Annotated in this window: 14 protein-coding genes; 6 read left to right on the forward strand and 8 right to left on the reverse strand. The window is 63.6% G+C overall.

Going from position 1 to position 17,781, the window contains the following annotated elements:
- Positions 1-59 precede the first annotated feature (59 nt).
- The gene (locus NL528_RS40035; protein WP_309179829.1) at positions 60-1,949 is read right to left on the reverse strand and encodes a M3 family oligoendopeptidase; all 1,890 of its coding nucleotides are present in this window, start codon (positions 1,947-1,949) and stop codon (positions 60-62) included.
- A 139-nt stretch (positions 1,950-2,088) separates the two neighbouring features.
- Between NL528_RS40035 and NL528_RS40040 the strand changes: the two genes are divergently transcribed.
- From NL528_RS40040 to NL528_RS40050, 3 genes are all read left to right on the forward strand, one after another.
- On the forward strand, positions 2,089-3,588 hold the full coding sequence (locus tag NL528_RS40040; protein WP_309179831.1) for a sigma-54 dependent transcriptional regulator: 1,500 nt from the start codon (positions 2,089-2,091) through the stop codon (positions 3,586-3,588).
- 346 nt (positions 3,589-3,934) lie between these two features.
- On the forward strand, positions 3,935-6,109 hold the full coding sequence (locus tag NL528_RS40045; RefSeq protein WP_309179832.1) for a L,D-transpeptidase family protein: 2,175 nt from the start codon (positions 3,935-3,937) through the stop codon (positions 6,107-6,109).
- A 266-nt stretch (positions 6,110-6,375) separates the two neighbouring features.
- Positions 6,376-7,989 (forward strand): DUF882 domain-containing protein, encoded by a 1,614-nt coding sequence (locus tag NL528_RS40050; RefSeq protein ID WP_309179833.1) that lies wholly within the window; start codon positions 6,376-6,378, stop codon positions 7,987-7,989.
- 126 nt (positions 7,990-8,115) lie between these two features.
- On the opposite strand, the gene NL528_RS40055 is transcribed toward NL528_RS40050, so the two are convergent.
- From NL528_RS40055 to NL528_RS40065, 3 genes are all read right to left on the reverse strand, one after another.
- Positions 8,116-9,882: an adenylate/guanylate cyclase domain-containing protein gene (locus NL528_RS40055; protein WP_309179834.1), complete on the reverse strand. Its 1,767-nt coding sequence runs from the start codon at positions 9,880-9,882 to the stop codon at positions 8,116-8,118.
- Positions 9,883-9,980: 98 nt separating this feature from the next.
- Positions 9,981-10,253, reverse strand: coding sequence for a DUF2312 domain-containing protein (locus tag NL528_RS40060; RefSeq protein WP_074273204.1), 273 nt, complete (start codon positions 10,251-10,253; stop codon positions 9,981-9,983).
- 338 nt (positions 10,254-10,591) lie between these two features.
- Positions 10,592-10,894, reverse strand: a complete 303-nt coding sequence (locus NL528_RS40065; protein ID WP_309179835.1) for a DUF1244 domain-containing protein — start codon at positions 10,892-10,894, stop codon at positions 10,592-10,594.
- Between the two features lie 246 nt (positions 10,895-11,140).
- On the opposite strand from NL528_RS40065, the gene NL528_RS40070 reads away from it, so the two are divergent.
- Positions 11,141-11,746 carry a DUF1036 domain-containing protein gene (locus NL528_RS40070; protein ID WP_074273202.1) on the forward strand — a complete coding sequence of 202 codons (606 nt, stop codon included), beginning with the start codon at positions 11,141-11,143 and terminating at the stop codon, positions 11,744-11,746.
- Positions 11,743-13,179: a pyruvate kinase gene (gene pyk, locus NL528_RS40075; RefSeq protein ID WP_309179836.1), complete on the forward strand. Its 1,437-nt coding sequence runs from the start codon at positions 11,743-11,745 to the stop codon at positions 13,177-13,179. The genes NL528_RS40070 and pyk overlap by 4 nt, the downstream gene beginning before the upstream one ends.
- Before the next feature lie 109 nt (positions 13,180-13,288).
- On the opposite strand, the gene NL528_RS40080 is transcribed toward pyk, so the two are convergent.
- Entirely contained in the window at positions 13,289-13,717 is a 429-nt protein-coding gene (locus NL528_RS40080) for an OsmC family protein (protein ID WP_309179837.1), read from the reverse strand.
- A gap of 92 nt (positions 13,718-13,809) precedes the next feature.
- Positions 13,810-14,484 (reverse strand): helix-turn-helix domain-containing protein, encoded by a 675-nt coding sequence (locus tag NL528_RS40085; protein WP_309179838.1) that lies wholly within the window; start codon positions 14,482-14,484, stop codon positions 13,810-13,812.
- Between the two features lie 409 nt (positions 14,485-14,893).
- On the opposite strand from NL528_RS40085, the gene NL528_RS40090 reads away from it, so the two are divergent.
- Positions 14,894-16,405, forward strand: a complete 1,512-nt coding sequence (locus NL528_RS40090; protein WP_309179839.1) for a hypothetical protein — start codon at positions 14,894-14,896, stop codon at positions 16,403-16,405.
- A 356-nt stretch (positions 16,406-16,761) separates the two neighbouring features.
- On the opposite strand, the gene NL528_RS40095 is transcribed toward NL528_RS40090, so the two are convergent.
- Both NL528_RS40095 and NL528_RS40100 read right to left on the reverse strand, forming a co-directional pair.
- Positions 16,762-17,283, reverse strand: coding sequence for a DUF2867 domain-containing protein (locus NL528_RS40095; protein ID WP_309179840.1), 522 nt, complete (start codon positions 17,281-17,283; stop codon positions 16,762-16,764).
- Between the two features lie 67 nt (positions 17,284-17,350).
- Entirely contained in the window at positions 17,351-17,770 is a 420-nt protein-coding gene (locus NL528_RS40100) for a DUF3052 domain-containing protein (RefSeq protein ID WP_309179841.1), read from the reverse strand.
- Positions 17,771-17,781: the final 11 nt, after the last annotated feature.

Here is a 17,781-nt window from a genome sequence, read left to right on the forward strand (position 1 = left end):
ATACGGAATGTATAACGGAATTTACCTCTCCGTTCAACAGATGTTTTACGTGGGAACCCTCAGCCCATCGTCTCCAGTTCGTCGATCATGCCCGAGATCACCGACAGCCCGCCGTCCCAGAATTTGGGGTCCTTGGCATCGAGCCCGAACGGTTTGAGCAGTTCGGAATAATGCTTGGTGCCGCCGGCGGCGAGCATCGCCAGATAGCGCTCGGCAAAGCCGTCGGAGGCGTTCTCGTAGACCGCGTAGAGCGAGTTCACCAGGCAATCGCCGAACGCATAGGCGTAGACGTAGAACGGCGAATGAATGAAGTGCGGGATGTACATCCAGAAATTCTCGTAGCCGGGACGGATGTCGATCGCAGGGCCGAGGCTCTCGCCCTGCACGCTGAGCCAGATCTGGCCGATCCGCTCGGCGGTCAATTCGCCGTTCTTTCGCTCGGTATGAATCGCGCGCTCGAACGAATAGAACGCGATCTGCCGCACCACGGTGTTGATCATGTCCTCGACCTTGCCGGCGAGCAGCGCCTGCCGCTGCTTTGAGTTCTTGGTCTCTCCCAGCAGCCGCTTGAAGGTCAGCATTTCGCCGAACACGCTGGCGGTCTCCGCCAAGGTCAGCGGCGTCGGCGCCATCAGCGCTCCGTTTTTGGCCGCCAGCACCTGATGCACGCCGTGGCCGAGTTCATGCGCCAGCGTCATCACGTCGCGCGGCTTGCCCTGATAATTCATCAGCACATAGGGATGCGCCGAGGGCGTGGTGGGATGCGAGAACGCGCCCGGCGCTTTTCCCGGCCGCACCGGCGCGTCGATCCAGCGATCGGTAAAGAACCGTTCGGCGATATCGGCCATCTCTGCGGAGAAGCCGCGGTACGCGGTCAGCACCATGTTGCGCGCCTCGGGCCAGGCGATGGTGCCGGTGGCCGCGAACGGCAGCGGCGCGTTGCGATCCCAATGCGCGAGCTTCTTCTTTTTGAACCAGCCGGCCTTCAGCGCATAATAGCGATGCGACAGTTTTGGATAGGCCGCGCGAACCGAACCGACCAGCGCATCGACCACCTCGCGCTCGACGCGGTTGTTCAAATGCCGGGAATCGGCGACGTCCTGGAAACCGCGCCAGCGGTCGGAAATCTCCTTGTCCTTGGCGAGCGTGTTGGTGATCAGCGCAAAGGTGCGCTCATTGTCCTTGAAGGTTTTTGCCAGCGCCTGGCCCGCCGCCTTGCGCTTTTCCGGCGCGCGGTCCTGCAGCAGGTTGAGCGTCGGTTCGATCGCCAGTTCTTTTCCCGAGACCTTGAAGCGCAGGCCGGAGATGGTCTGGTCGAACAGCCGGTTCCAGGCGGCATAGCCGCTCTGGGATTTTTCGTGGAACAGCTGCTCGACGCGATCCTCGAGCTGATACGGCTTGTCCTTGCGGAGGTCCTCGATCCACGGCCGGTAATGCCCAAGCTCGGGCGTCTGCAGCGCGCGTTCGATCACGCTATCGTCAACACGGTTGAGTTCGAGCGCGAAAAATAACAGATGCACCGACGCATTGGTCATCCGTTCGGAAACGTCGCCGTAGAATTTGGTGATGGCGGGATCGACGCTGTCGCCGGCATGAATAAGGCCGGCATAGGAGCCGAGCCGGCCGGCGAGATCGTCGATCGCCTCATACCGCCTGACCGCTTCGGCCAGCCATTTGCCGCCGTCTTCTTTTGCGGTGTGTTCCGCAAGCTTGCCTTTGTAGTCGGTCTCAAACGCGACGCAATCTGCATCCATCTTTTGCAAATCACGCGTAACTTCCGGCGCGTCGATACCGGAATAGAGATCGGCCAGATTCCATTCCGGCAATTTGCCCGGCTTGGTTGCAGATTTGGCCGCGGGTTTGGTCGAAACGTTGGACAAAGCTTTCTTGGCGGTGGATTTGCGTTGAGCGGTCGACTTGCGGAGAGCTGACGAGGAGCGCGAGGTCATCTTGTTCGAAACCTGTGTTCAATCAGAGAAGCTGCGACGGTGGGATGAAAGCGGGACGGCAAGGTTTAAGAGGGCGTTAATCGGCATCGGCGACAGTGCCCCGATTCGAGACAGATAGTCGTAACGCGCGGGGAAAACCATGGCTGCCTCCATTTTGATTGCCGACGACGACGCCGTACAGCGCCGTTTGGTTGAAAACATGGTGCAGAAATGCGGTTACGAGGCCGTCGTCGTCGACAGCGGCGACGCGGCCGTAGCCTTACTGACTGCACCGGACGGCCAGGGGATCGACGCCGTGGTGCTCGATCTGGTAATGCCCGGCCTCGATGGGCTCGGCGTGCTCGCAAAAATTCGTGAAGCCGGCTTGAGCGTCCCCGTCATCGTGCAAACCGCGCATGGCGGCATCGACAATGTGGTGTCCGCGATGCGCGCCGGCGCCCAGGATTTCGTGGTCAAGCCGGCCAGCTTCGAACGGCTGCAGGTGTCGCTGCGCAACGCGCTCAATACTTCGGCGCTGAAGGGCGAATTGCAGCGCATCCGACACAGCCGCGAGGGCCGGCTGACCTTTGCCGACATCATCACCCGCAGCGAAGCCATGGCGGCCGTGCTGCGCACCGCGCAGAAGGCGGCCTCGTCCACCATTCCGGTGCTGATCGAGGGCGAATCCGGCGTCGGCAAGGAATTGTTCGCTCGCGCCATCCACGGCAGCGGCGAGCGCAAATCAAAGCCGTTCGTGGCGGTCAATTGCGGCGCGATCCCCGACAATCTCGTGGAGTCGATCCTGTTCGGCCATGAGAAGGGCGCCTTCACCGGCGCCACCGAACGCCACATGGGCAAATTCGTCGAAGCCACCGGCGGCACGCTGTTTCTCGACGAGGTCGGCGAATTGCCGCTGGCCGCCCAAGTGAAGCTGCTGCGCGCGCTGCAGGAAGGCACGGTCGAGGCGGTCGGCGGTCGCAAGCCGGTGAAGGTCGACGTCCGCATCATTTCCGCGACCAACCGCAAGCTGCTCGACCTCGTCAAGAACGGTCAGTTCCGCGAGGATCTGTTCTATCGCCTGCACGTTTTGCCGCTGACGATCCCGCCATTGCGGATGCGCCGCGAAGACATCCCACATCTGTTGCGGCATTTCCTGGCGCGGTTTTGCGCCGAAGAAAATCGCACCATCACCGGCATCAGTGGCGAGGCGATGGCGCATCTTTCGCAGCTCGATTGGCCCGGCAACATCCGCCAGCTCGAAAACACCGTGTATCGCGCCGTTGTCATGAGCGAGAGCGATCAGCTTGGCCTGGCGGATTTCCCGCAAGCCGCAGCCCACAACGTTCCGGACGGTCATGTCCAGCACAGCGAACCCCTGATCGTTGGGCCTTCGACCGCACCGGCCATGGGTTCCGGTATTGAAGTACCTATGACGCCCCTCGCGGCCGTGGGCAGCCTTGCGATGCTGACCAGCGCCGGCGAAGTGCGGCCGCTCGAGGAGATGGAGAACGAGATCATCCGGTTTGCGATCTCGCATTACCGCGGCCAGATGTCGGAAGTCGCGCGGCGGTTGAAGATCGGCCGCTCGACGCTCTATCGCAAACTCGACGAAGCCGCCGCCGACGATCCGGCCGAGGGCGGCGCGAACACCACAAGTTGAAGCGGTTGCGCGATTGTGGCGGTCCGGCGGCGACGCGCTGAAGTCGAGGAACATCTCGCATTCCAGAACATTTGAACCGTGGCTTGCCGGTGACAGACAAACCTCCCGGAGCGTGGCAAAACCGCGCAACCTGAATGCAAGTGTGTGTTCGAGGTCAGTTTGTCGTGAGTTGCCCCGCATGGCGCTGGCTGCATGAGAGGGGCCCATGTATCGTCTGCGTTTGAAGCGTTGCGTCGCAAGCGTACCGACTTTTGAACGATCAGGCCGGCGCTTTCGCGCAAGCTGTGATGGACGATGACCAACGACTGTTCCATGCCGGGGCAGTTTCGCCCAAGGGGGTGTGACGATGCGTGACTGTTCGAAGAGCCGTGCTGGATTTGACCGCGTGCTGATGGCCGTCGCGGCAACCTTCCTCACGGTGACCGCGACCTCTGCCCTGGCCCAGGATACGCCTCGCGCCAGCGCCGCAGAACTCGCGATCGATGCGGCGATCCCGCGTCCCGAACCGGCAAACGTCCCGCCGCCCACCGCAAGTGATTTCAAGATCGACGCCACCGCGTCCGTGCCAGACGCCGGCAAAACGGCAGAGCCCAAAGCGACTGAAGCGACTGAGAAGGCGCCAGAGACGAAAACCACCGAGAAGTCAGTCGAGCCCAAACCAGCCGAAACCGCTACCGCTCCTGCGCCAGCTCCCAAAGCAAGCGACACCGCGACCGTAACGCCCGCGGCCGCTCCGGCTGCGACCGCTGTCGCGCCGGCCGCCGAGCCGGCCAAGGAGCCGGTGAAGGCTGCCAGCAATGTGGCGCCGGAAGATCAGCCGGTCGCCGACAAATTGCGCGAAATGCTGGGCGGAAAATCGCTGCGCTACTTCGATCGCAAGGCCGAGCGCGCCGCCGTCGAGAAATTCTATGGCGCCCGCGAATACGCGCCCGTTTGGACCCAGGCCGGCAAATTGACCGACAGCGGCAAGGGCGTCGTCGCGCGCCTGAAGGATGCCGCCGCCGACGGCCTCAATTCCGCCGACTACCCGGTGCCGGATTTTGCCGCCGCGACTTCGCCGGACGCGCTGGCCGACGCCGAGATGAAACTGACCGCCGGCATGCTGGACTATGCCCGTCAGGCCCAGAGCGGCCGGATGCACTGGTCGCAGGTCTCGGCCGACATCCTCTATCCGGAGCATCCGACCGATCCGGCGGAAGTGCTGGCGCATGTGACGACGGCCAATGACGCTTCCGCCGCGCTCGATGGCTATAACCCGCCGCACAAGCTCTACAAGGAATTGAAGGCCAAGCTCGCCGAACTGCGCGGCCAGGGCGAAGGCGCGGCTGTCCAGATCGCCGACGGCCCGGCGCTTGTCTTCAAGCCCGGTACCAAGAAGCAGCCGGCCGTGGCGCCGGAAGATTCGCGCGTGCCGCAACTGCGGGCCAAGCTCGGCGTTAGCGAAAACGCTGATGACACGCATTACGACGCCAAGGTCTCCGAGGCCGTGCGCAGATTCCAGGAAGGCGCCGAACTGAAGGCGACCGGTGTCCTGGACGACCGTACCGTCAAGGCGATCAACAGCCCGAAGCGCGACAGGCAGATCGACACCGTGATCGTCAACATGGAGCGCTGGCGCTGGCTGCCGCGCCAGCTCGGCGCGTCCTCGGTCGGCAACGCCTATGTCATCCTGAACATCCCGGACTATACGCTGAAGGTGATGCAGAACGGCGCGCCGATCTGGACCACGCGTGTGGTGACCGGCAAGCCGGGGCAGCACGCCACCCCGCTGCTGACCGAGACGATGAAGTACATCACGGTCAACCCGACCTGGAACGTGCCGCCGTCGATCGTTTACAACGAATATCTGCCTGCCCTGCAGCAGGACCCGACCGTCCTGCAGCGTATGGGACTGAGGCTCGAGCAGAATCGCGACGGCTCGGTCCACATCTCGCAGCCGCCCGGCGAAGCCAATGCGCTCGGCCGCATCCGCTTCAACTTCCCGAACAAGTTCCTGGTCTATCAGCACGACACCCCGGACAAGAATCTGTTTGCCAAGGAAGATCGCGCCTTCAGCCATGGCTGCATGCGGGTGCAGAATCCGGATCAATACGCGTCGGTGTTGCTGAACATCGAGCAGCCGAACGACCATTACACGCCGGAGAAGATCCGCAGCATGTATGGCTCGAGCGAAATCGACCTGAAATTCGCGACGCCGATCCCGGTGAACATCACCTATCAGACCGCCTTCGTGGATGACGCCGGCAGGCTGCAGATCCGCAAGGACGTCTACGGCCGCGATGCCACCATGCTGTCGATGCTCAAGGGCGGCCGAAGCAAGGATCTGGAAAACGTGGTAGCGCATTCGCAGCCGAGCTATGGCGGTGGCGGTCGTCCGATCCTGCCGGCCGGCGTCAGCTTCGCCAGCGACAACAGCTCTTCCGGCCCGTCGTTCTTCGAGCGGCTGTTCGGCGGCGGGTCGCCAACGCCCCCGGCTCCGATTGGCCGGCGCCAACAGCCGCGGCGGGTGATCACCCGTTAACCCCTCGCTGCTCGCGGGCTGCCTGAATTTTTAAACAAAATCAACGATCTTGCCCGCCGGGCGAGATCGTTTACGTTAACCATTATCCCCCTCGGTGTCGGTACCGGGCACTTTTTCGCCACACTCGACGGGTTAGGTTAAGCCTAACTTGGGAGGTGGGAAGGTAAACTTCGGTTAACCCTCTCGCTTTAAGAAAGCGTTCATCCTCTTTCGCCGGGGTCTGCGGAAGAGCTCATTGATCGCTCGTCGACTGGGTGGGCTCATAAGTGCTGGCTGTTCTCGCACGCCAATTCAATCCGCTGTCGCTACCGAAGGCCGGATATCGAATCGGCCTGACGTCGCTATTGCTGTTGGCGGGGGCCGGCTCGGTGCACGATGCGACCGCGCTGAACGAAACCCGCACCCTTTCCTTCCATCACACCCATTCAGACGAAGACCTGACCGTCACCTTCAAGCGCGACGGGCGCTACGATGAAGAAGCGCTGAAGCAGCTCAATCACTTTCTCCGCGACTGGCGCAGCCAGGAACAGACCACGATGGATCGTCACCTGTTCGACATCCTCTGGGAAGTCTACCGCGACGTAGACGGCAAGAAGCCGATCCAGATCATCTCCTCGTACCGCTCCCCCGCCACCAACGCCATGCTCCGCCGCCGCTCTTCGGGCGTGGCCCGCTTCAGCCAGCACATGCTCGGCCACGCCATGGATTTCTACATCCCGGACGTGCCGCTGGAGCAGATCCGCTTTGCCGGGCTCAGGCTGCAGCGCGGCGGCGTCGGCTTCTATCCGACCTCGGGATCGCCGTTCGTCCATCTCGATACCGGCAGCATCCGCCACTGGCCGCGCATGACCCACGATCAGCTGGCACGGGTATTCCCGGATGGCCGCACCGTGCATGTCCCCACGGACGGCAATCCGCTGAAGGGATATGAACTCGCCCGCGCCGACATCGAGAAACGCGGTAATGGCGACGACGCCGCGACGGTGAGCAAGCCGAGCCTGTTTGCAAGACTGTTCCGGGGCAAGTCGAGCGACGACGACGAGGAAGCCGGCGCTACCGCTGTGACCGACAAACCGGCACCGGCGACCGTCGTGGCTGCCGCCGCGTCCGCAAAATCCGCCGATACCAGGCCTGCCGACGCCGTACCGATGCCGCGCTCGAAGCCGCAGGTCACAGCGACCCTGCAATTGGCCTCGGCCGACGCGCAGATCGTCCCGGCGCCGAAGTCCAGGCCGGAGACCAGGCAGGCTGCCGCGGACAAGGCTGAGCCGCAACCGCAGACCCCAGCCGACATCATCAACGCCCGCGGCTTCTGGGGCGACGCCTCCGCCGCGCCGAACCAGGCGACGCCGGCGCAGGTCGCCGCCCTCAACGCCCGCACGGCCGTCGGTGCCGCCGATCCGCAGCCGACCGCCAGCGTTTCCGAGGCCTTCAAGAGGGCGCTCGCCTACGCACCGGCCGCCACCTCGCCGGTCGACCGCGCCAACGTCGTCGCGGCCTCCGCGCCGATCCCGCACAACGTCCGGCCGACGCACAATGCCGCCCCCGCGACCGAGATCAACACGGTCGTCGCCAAGGGCCCGCAGGGTCAGGGCAGCGTGATCTCGACATCGACCCGGATATCGGCCGCCAAGGGCAACGATGTCTGGATGCGAGTCGTGATGCTGGCGCCGAGCGCGAGCGACGCGATGTCGACCACGGTGATGGGCGATACCGACATGACCCTGATGCGCGCCTTCTTCGTCAAGCCGCAAGCCTCGATCGCGATGACATTCTCGGACGATCCGATGATGGGGATCGTCTGCGACCGCTTCACCGGATCGGCCACCGCCAAGCTCGCGACCCAGTCGTTCGTGCTGCGCACCGCGTCGCTGCGCTAAAGCCCTCCTGCTTCCACAAACTCCGAGTCGTCCTCGCGAACGCGAGGATCCATACGCCGTGTCCTGTCGTTGGCGCACGGTGTCGGACGCCTTCTTCTGGCAAGGCCGCGTTTCCGCACCACGGCGTCAGGCCGGCAGGCCCGCCTTGAGGAGGCCGGCCTGATGACGCTCACGGTCGACGTCGCGCTTGTAGTGCTGGGTGCCCAGGTAGGCAGCCGTTGAGAATTTCGGCTCCTGCTTGAGGACCGCTGCCGCGTGCGCGGTGGCCGCTACCGGGTTGCCCATCTGCGCGAACGTGGCCGCGAGGAAGGCATGATGCGTGTGGTCAGGCCGCGTGATCCGTGAAAAGGCCTCGGCGGCTTCGGCGTATTTCTCGGCGCAATAGCAGGCGCGCCCGAGGTGGTTCCAGAAGCGCTCCGGATGGTAGGGATTGAGGCGCATCGCCTTCTTGATCCAGTCGATGCCTTCCTCCGGCCGCCCCAGCCAGGTCAAGAGCTCGCCCTGCTGCACGACAACGAGGTCGTAGTTGGGGTTGAGCGCGAGCGCACGCTCCTGGTGATACGCGGCCTTGTCATGGTCGTCGCGGTTCAGATTCAGTGCGGCGAGAATCCGGTGCACGTCGCTGTCATTGTCGTCGAGCGCCAGCGTGATCTCCAGCTCCGCCGCCACCTGCTCGAAGGTGGCATCGCGATCGGCGCACCAGTCATAGACCCAGGTCTGGCCCAGTACGCATGCCTTCCAGGCGTGAGCATGAGCATAGTTCGGGTCGAGCGCGAGGGCGCGCTCGAGCAGGCGCTGCGCCTCGGCGTTGTCCTCCCGTGTCGAGCGGTGGTGCCGAATCTTGGCAGCCAGCACGCACTCATAAGCCGCCATACTGTCGGTCGGCTTGCGTTTCGCACGGTCGTGCGTGGCGGCCTCGACCCGGCCGGGGAGCGTCGCAACGATTGCGCGGGTCATCTCGTCCTGGATCGCGAAAATATCCTCGAGCTCGCGGTCATAGCGCTCGGCCCAAATGTGCCGGTCGGTCTCTGCGTCAATGAGCTGCACGGTGACGCGGATGCGACTACCTGCTTTTCGCACGCTCCCTTCCAGCACGTAGTCGACGCCGAACTCGCGCGCGACCTCCTGCACGTTCACCGCCTTGCCCTTGTGCACAAAGGTTGAGTTGCGCGAGATGACGAGCAGGTCGTGGAAGCGTGACAGCTCCGTAATGATGTCCTCGGTGAGGCCGTCCGCGAAGAACTCCTGCTCCGGATCGCCGCTCATGTTGACGAGCGGCAGCACGGCGATGGACGGCTTCTTGGAGAACGCTGCCGCCGCCGCAGCATGCGTCGCACCCTCTGGCGCGGCTTTTGGATCCGCATCGAGCCGAATCCGGAAGACACGGATCGGACGGGCGATGTTCTTGACGCTCTGGTCGCCGAGATCCTCGAATGCGACGTCGTCCAGCCGGTTACCGACCTGATCGCGCACCGCGCCCGAGATGCAGATGCCACCCGGCTCGGCGAGCATTTCGAGCCGCGCCGCCACGTTGACGCCGTCGCCAAAGATGTCGTTGTCCTCGACGATCACGTCGCCCAGATTGATGCCGATGCGGAACTGGATCCATCGCGCCGGCGGGACGTCCGCGTTGCGTCGCGCCATCCGGCGCTGAACCTCGGCCGCGCACAGGACGGCGTCGGCGACGCTATGGAATTCGACCAGCATTCCGTCGCCGGTGGTCTTGATGATGCGGCCGTGGTTCTTCGCGATCGCCGGATCGATGAGCTCGATCCGATGGGTCTTGAGACGCGCAAGGGTACCCGTCTCGTCAACCTCCATGAGTCGGCTGTAGCCGACCATGTCGGCGGCAAGGACCGCTGCGAGCCTGCGCTCTGGTCCAGGCACGTCCATCTCTACGGTTCCTTGACCGAGCAGATGGCCGGCAGTCTAACAGATGCGAGGCCGTTGCCCAAGCTGGCATGCGCCGGAAACGGCCCGCCGCCGGCGCCTCACAGCATCCCGAGCGCCTGCATGTAGGTTTCCAAAATGGTCTCCTCCTCGGCGCGCTCGTTGGCGTCCTGCTTGCGCAGGCGGACGATGGTGCGCAGCGCCTTGACGTCAAAGCCGTTGCCCTTGGCTTCGGCATAGACGTCGCGGATATCGTCCGAAATGGTTTTCTTTTCTTCTTCCAGCCGCTCGATGCGCTCGATGATGGCCTTGAGCTGGTCTTTTGCGAACTTCGTCGCGGGTTCGTCCTGAACGGCGGCGGCAGAGGTGGCCATCGGATACTCCTGAGGGAACTGACGGATGAGGCTGAAAGATCAAGCGCCGCACGCTTTGCCGCGCGGCGCTTTCCGGTTTGACCCTCAAGAGTGCGGTGCCTTGCGTCAAGGCAACAACGCATTCATCCACAGCGCGCCCACAGGAAGGTCGTAGCCGGATGAGCCGAAGCGGCATCCGGGGAAACCCCGATCGTCATGGCCGGGCAGAAGCGCGAAGCGCGTCTTCGCGCTAGATGTCCCGGGCATCCACGCCTTGGCGACATTAAAGGAAGAAGACGTGTATGGCCGGAACAAGCCCGGCCATGACGGACGCTGGAGAAGCGCGAAAGGATAAAGATTCAGTGCCCGCTCTGGGCCTTTTTCATCGCTTCGAGCTGCGCGGGGCTGGCGCTGCCCTGAAATTTCGACTTCCAGGTCTCATAGGGCATGCCGTAGACCGCCTCGCGGCTCTCGTCCTTGCTCATGGCGGTGCCCTTGGCGTCGGCCTCTTCCTTCATCCAGTTGGACAGGCAGTTGCGGCAGAATCCCGCCAAATTCATCAGATCGATGTTCTGGACGTCGGTACGGGAGCGCAGATGCTCGACCAGACGCCGGAAAACCGCGGCTTCAAGCTCCGTTCTGGTTTTGTCGTCAATCGTCATGGCCGTGATCCCGCGGTTTGGCGAGCATGATCCGGAAAACGGGGCAGATCTGCCCTCAGGACCAGGCTCCAACAATCAAATCGAGCATATTGATATCAGGTAGGAATTGTCACAGATTTTGCCACATCCGCGCGCAAAACTGGATGTTATCGGTGGTATTTTGGCCCCCGAGGTGGGAGACAGCTTCCCAGCCGGTTCCCACCGGGCCCAGGCGAAATCGTCAATCATTTGATATAGCTTCGCTGCATGACTGCAAAAGATTCTCTGCCTTCCACCCCCCTTTCCGCTCGCCTGACCGCCGGCCTGATGCCGGTGCTGGCGTTTGCGGTGATGTGCCTGTGGAACAGTTCGGCGGCGGCTGATTTTCGTCTCTGCAACAACACCGCGAGCCGGGTCGGCATCGCGCTCGGCTACAAGGACGCGGAGGGCTGGACCACCGAGGGCTGGTGGAACGTGTCCTCGCGCAGCTGCGAGACGCTGCTGCGCGGCACGCTTATCGCACGGTACTATTATATTTACGCCCTCGACTACGACCGCGGCGGCGAATGGTCGGGGCAGGCCTTCATGTGCTCGCGTGACAAGGAATTCACCATCAAGGGCACCGAGAATTGCCTGGCGCGCGGTTTCGACCGCACCGGCTTCTTCGAGGTCGATACCGGCGAACAGCGGGCCTGGACCGTGCAACTGACCGAAGCCAATGAACAACCGGCGCAGCGGGTACCGGGAATTCCTGGCACCGTCGGCCCAACCGGGCCCGGCGGCCTTCCCCAGGGCCTGCCCAACTCGCCGGGCGGAACACCTCCGGGCGCGTCTGGTCTGCCACCAGCCGCAGCACCCGGAAGCAAGCAATGAGACGTCTGCGTCGTATCAAGATCCTCGCGACCCTCGGCCCCGCCTCTTCCGACAGCACGATGATCCGCAAGCTGTTCGAAGCCGGCGCCGATATGTTCCGCATCAATATGAGCCACACCCCGCATGACAAGATGCGCGAACTGGTCAAGACCATCCGCAATGTCGAGAGCAGTTACGGCCGGCCGATCGGCATCCTGGTCGATCTGCAGGGCCCGAAGCTGCGGCTCGGGTCGTTCGCCGACGGCGCAGTCCAGCTCCATAACGGCCGGAGCTTTGTGCTCGATTCCGACAAGACGCCCGGCGACGAGACTCGCGTCCACCTTCCGCATCCGGAAATCCTGGCGGCGCTGCGGCCCGGCCATGCGCTGCTGCTCGACGACGGCAAGGTGCGGCTGATCGCGGAAGAGACCTCGCCCGAGCGCGCCGTGACGCGGGTGGTGATCGGCGGCAAGATGTCGGACCGCAAGGGCGTCAGCCTGCCCGACACCGACCTGCCGGTCTCGGCGATGACGCCCAAGGACCGCGCCGATCTGGAAGCCGCGCTGGTGACCGGCGTCGACTGGATCGCGTTGTCGTTCGTGCAGCGCGCCGAGGACGTCCTCGAGGCCAAGAGAATGATCCGCGGCCGCGCCGCCGTGATGGCCAAGATCGAAAAGCCGCAGGCGATCGACCGGCTTGCCGAAATCATCGAGGCGGCCGACGCGTTGATGGTGGCGCGCGGCGATCTCGGCGTCGAACTGCCGCTGGAGCGGGTACCGAGCCTGCAGAAGCAAATGACGCGGATGGCGCGCCGCGCCGGCAAGCCGGTGGTGGTGGCAACGCAGATGCTGGAATCGATGATCCAGGCTCCGGTGCCGACCCGCGCCGAAGTCTCGGACGTCGCCACCGCCGTCTATGAGGGCGCCGACGCCATCATGCTGTCGGCCGAGTCCGCTGCCGGCAAATTTCCGGTCGAGGCGGTCTCGACCATGAACCGCATCGGCGAGGAAGTGGAGCGCGATCCGACTTATCGCGGGGTGCTCAACGCGCAGCGCGCGGAGCCGGAGCCGACCGTCGGCGACGCCATCGCCGACGCCGCGCGGCAGATTGCCGAGACCCTCGACCTGTCCGCCATCATTTGCTGGACCAGTTCAGGATCGACCGCATTGCGGGTCGCGCGCGAGCGGCCGAAGCCGCCGGTCGTCGCCATCACGCCGAACATCTCGACGGGGCGCAAGCTGTCCGCGGTCTGGGGCGTGCATTGCGTGGTCGCGGAAGACGCGCACGACCAGGACGACATGGTCAACCGCGCCGGCTCAATCGCTTTCAGGGATGGTTTTGCCAAAGCCGGCCAGCGCGTGATCATCGTCGCCGGGGTGCCGCTCGGCATCCCCGGCACCACCAACATGGTGCGCATCGCCTCGGTCGGATCCGGCAGCGACGTGGATATGTGACGGCGCCGTGGATGCCCGCACCGTCATTCCGAGGCACGCGTCAGCGTTAACCTCGGATGCGCAATTGCGCATCGTAGTTCGCGTCTTCGACGCGCCCCCGGCATGACAGCTAAGCCTGCAGTGTCGCGTCGAGCGTGATCTTCGTGTTCAGCAGTTTCGACACCGGGCAACCGGCCTTGGCCATACCGGCCAGTTCCCGGAACTTGGCGTTATCAGCGCCGGGAATCTTTGCGGTCAAGGCGAGATGCACCGAGGTGATGGCAAAACCCTCGCCGACTTTTTCGAGCGTGACGTCGGCCCTGGTTTCCATGTGTTCGGCGGTGAGCTTGGCCTCGCCCAGGATCAGCGACAGCGCCATCGTGAAGCAGGCGGCGTGCGCCGCACCGATCAGTTCTTCCGGGTTGGAGCCCGGCTTGCCCTCGAAGCGGCTGGCGAAACCGTAGGGATAGTCCTGCAGCGCACCGCTCTTGGTCGAGATCGCGCCCTTGCCGTCCCTGATGCCGCCCTTCCATTTTGCAGATCCGGATGTCGTCGTCATCTGTTGCTCCCTTAACGTCACCGATTGAAGTATCGATCACGCGTAGCCTGGCCGAACGTTGCGTCAAAGCAGTGTCGCCGACTGATGATTTTTTAGGCCCCGACCAGCGCCTTCGCCGGCAGCACCGCCTGCACCACGAGGCCGCGGGCGCGGGCGTCCATCACGCCGACCGCGCGCAGCGCCAACAGCGTCACGGTCTGGACCGCGTCGCGCAGTTTCGCGGAATCGTCGGTATGGTCCGGCGCCAGCGGTCCGACCAGCGATTCATGCAGTGCACCGAGCAGGGCGGTGGCAGCAAGCGCGGTGTCCTGCGCCGGCAGATGGCCCGCGCGCACCGCGGCATCGATCCGCGTTGCGATCTCGCCGGATATTTCGCGGCGGCTGGCGAGCCTTGAAGCCGTGACATCGACATCGACCGGCTCGGCCAGAATGCCCCAGGCGAGCTTGCGCTCCGACAGCACATGCACCGCGACCGTGGTGACGGCGGCGGCCAGCGCCGACGAGGGGCCAGGCGCCGCATCCGCGGCGCGGCGGATCGCGGCCAGTTCGTCCCGCGAGACTTCCGCGATCAGCTCCGAAATCAGGTCGGCCTTGGAGGGGAAATAACGATAGACGGTGCCGGCCGCGACGTTGGCGCGAACCGCCACCGGCGCGATCTGCACCGCGACCATGCCGCCGTCGGCGGCGGCACTCCGTGCCGCTGCCAGAATGGCGCTCCGCCGCGCCGCCAGCCGCTTCACCACCTGATGGGTTCGCCGGTACACCATGGCGCGTTTTCCCCCGTCCCCGGCGCGGTTGCCGCCGATTGGCGGGCAGAACGCGCGCATCTTCAATGTTTTGAGCGATTGAGCGCCAATCGCTTTGAAGAAGTGAACAACTATTCAGGCCGGATGACAAGACGCAAAGCAAATATGACAGCCTGGAGGATATCGCAGGCTTCCGGATCCCACGGCATCCCTGCCGGATTCGGGGCGACCCAGCCGCTCCGCGGAAGCGCAAAAATGTTGAGTTTTATCTTCCGAAATCACTGAGCGGTTCGGTTAACTCCTCCTTCGCCAAACATCGTCATTTTCCCGCGCTCGCGCGCGCAATTTTACCGGAGTGTATGGCGGCCGTGGTCGAGTAGCGCAGCCCCGGCGCCATCCCTTGCGCCTGTCCCACCCAGACAAGGTGCAGATGTCCATTTCCTTCGCTAACCCGATCGCCAACGGCGCCAATATCCGCAGCCTCGCACGAGCGCTGGTACCGCTCCTTGCCGGTGCGGGAGCCTATCTGCTGTTTTTGTCGATGGGCGAGATCATGCTGCGGGATTCCGACACTCTCTGGCAGATCAGGATCGGGCAGTGGATCGTCGAGCATGGCGCCATGCCCTACACGGACGTTCATTCGTTCACCCGGTTTGGCGAGCCCTGGATGTCGAGTTCCTGGCTCTCGCAGGTGCTGTTTGCCTTCGCTTATGGATCGATGGATTGGGCCGGGCCGGTTGTCCTGACCTCGCTCGCGATCGGGGTGACGGTTGCGATCTTCATCTATCTGCTCGAGGAATATATCGACCCGGCACGCTCGATCCTGATTGTCACGCTGGCGGTGCTGATGTCGGCAACGCACTTCCTGGCGCGCCCGCACATGTTGGCGTTCCCGGCGATGGTGGCTTTTATCGGCGGGCTGATGGCAGCCGCGGATCGTCGCGGTCATCCGTCGTGGCTGTTGTTGCCGGTGTTGGCGCTGTGGGCCAACCTGCATGGCGGCTTCGTTCTGGGATTGGCGCTGATCGGACCGATCGGACTGGAAGCGATTTGGTGCTGCGATCCCGAGCGCCGCGTTGCGCTGGCCGCGCGCTGGGCGTTATTCGGCCTTGCCGCGGTCGTGGCGTCCTGCTGCACGCCCTATGGCTGGAACACGTTGCTGGGCGCCGTGAAAATTCTCAGCCTGGGCAAGCTGCTGACGCTGATCTGGGAGTGGATGCCGGCCAATTTCGGCTCCATCAGCTTCTTCGAAGTCGCCCTGCTCGGGCTGATCGGCCTCGCCTTCTTTCGAGGGCTGGTGCTGTCGGTGCCGAGAATCCTGCTGCTGTTGGGCCTGATCTGGATGGCCCTGTCGCATGTCAGAAACATCGAGGTCTTCGCATTCGTGGCCCCGCTGGTTCTGGCCAAGCCGTTTGCCGAGCAACTGGGAACGGGCCAAACTGCCGTCGTTCGAGAACTCCAGTCCCGGTCCCGTGTCGTGATGCTCGCGGCGCTCGCGGTCGCCGTCGCGGGATGGGCTTCCACCAAGACGTTCGCCGCGCATCATCCGTTTTCGTTCTTCGAGGCCCAGACCCCGGTCGCCGCGGTCGACGTCCTCAAGCAACGGCAGGCGCAGCGGATATTCAGCACGGCTCCGTTTGGCGGCTATCTGCTTTCCCGCGACATCAAGACTTTCATCGACGGCCGCGCCGAACTGTACGGCGAACAATTCGTCATCGATTACTTCGATGCGATCGAGGCCAAGGACGTCGATCTCCTGCTGCGCCTGCTTGAGACGTACCGGATCGATGCCACCCTGCTGAATCCGACGCTGCCCGCAACCAAGTTGCTGGATCACCTGCCGGGCTGGAAGCGGCTGTATGCGGATGACATCGCGGTCATCCATGTCCGCGACGACCGGCCAGCGACCACGCAATCCGCAGTGCCGGAATCGCCCCGCTAATCAATTCCCCGTCTGCAATTCGCCGAAACGCTCCCGCGCCCCGAACGCGGACACCGGCCCCGCTATAGGGCATGGTCTGGCCGATCCTGATTTCGGTCGCGGTGACGCCGCGCATTTCGGCGGCCGTCGAGACGACGGACCACGCCAGCATGAAAAGCGTGCTTGCGACGCCGAGTTTCGAAATGAAGCGCATCGACGCCCTCCCCCCATGTCGGCACGCTCAAATGGAGGCCCCGGCAAGCGCGGTTAGGCCCGCGCTCGTGCCGTAACCAAAATGATGGCATGGCGGTGCAACGGATGCGAATCACGATCGGTATCTTTGCGACGCAACAAGACGACGTCTCACATCCGGTCTGTCACAACCGCCCCGCCGCGACGGCGCTCGACATCAGCGACCGAACGCCAGTCCGATGGAAGGGAACGATAAAGAACAAATAGATTTTCCCAAAGATGTTGTGCACGGTACAGATCGTGGAGACGACGACGCTGGCCGCATCACCGTCCTTGGCCTTCAGCACCGACAATCTGAAATCGAGATGCTTGTTATTTCTCCCCGCGACAATTTCATTGTCGGCAATAAAGAAAATCGGCCAAGGCCCGATTTTTTCGCCCACGGAGTAGTCGCTTCTGATGATGGGGCTCATGATTTCGCCGACGCTCGGGGCTTCCAGACCGAAGGTCTTCGCTACCGCGTTGCGGACTATCAGCAGCGTCTTCATCCAGAGGGGCGTATGGCCGAACAGCGCAAAGAAGATGTCGATAATTCCGAGTTCTGAATGTGTCAGTGGCGCGCGATAGGAATCACGAAAATAGGCATTTCGGATTGGATCCTGGTTCAGCACGCTGCTGGGCGGAAGATCGCATTCGATCACCTGCATGCCGAACTCCTCGCGGATCGCGACGTCGCCGAGTCTCCGGGCGGGCGCCTGACCGGAGCATTAAAGACTATTTCGGTCGCCCGGTCCGCTGGTCCTTCGGAATCACGAACTTCAATCCCGACCAGAGGTCATCGATCGCGCAGACCTTGATGTCGACGAGGCCGAGCGGAAGCGCCGTGTTCCGCACCACGACATCCGTCAGATCGGTCGCAACGCCGGAAGCCTTCTTCGGCCATGACACCCAGATCATGCCATCCGGCTCGATCGCGGCACGATAGCTGCCCAGCTTGCCGGCGAGCCCTGCAGCTTGCGTGGCGAACACATGCACCATATCAAGCGGCGGCTTCAGCCTGACGGCCACCGTCACGTCATCGGGCAATTTACCGACGATATCGCTGTAGCCCGCGGGCGCGTGGCCTACAAAAATGCGAAAGCCCGGCTTGATGCCGAGCTTTTGCACAATCGGTTTGCCGGAATAGCCGGCCATGGGCCCGCAGC

Origin of the sequence: Bradyrhizobium sp. Ash2021 (assembly GCF_031202265.1) — a bacterium.
Classification (GTDB): domain Bacteria; phylum Pseudomonadota; class Alphaproteobacteria; order Rhizobiales; family Xanthobacteraceae; genus Bradyrhizobium.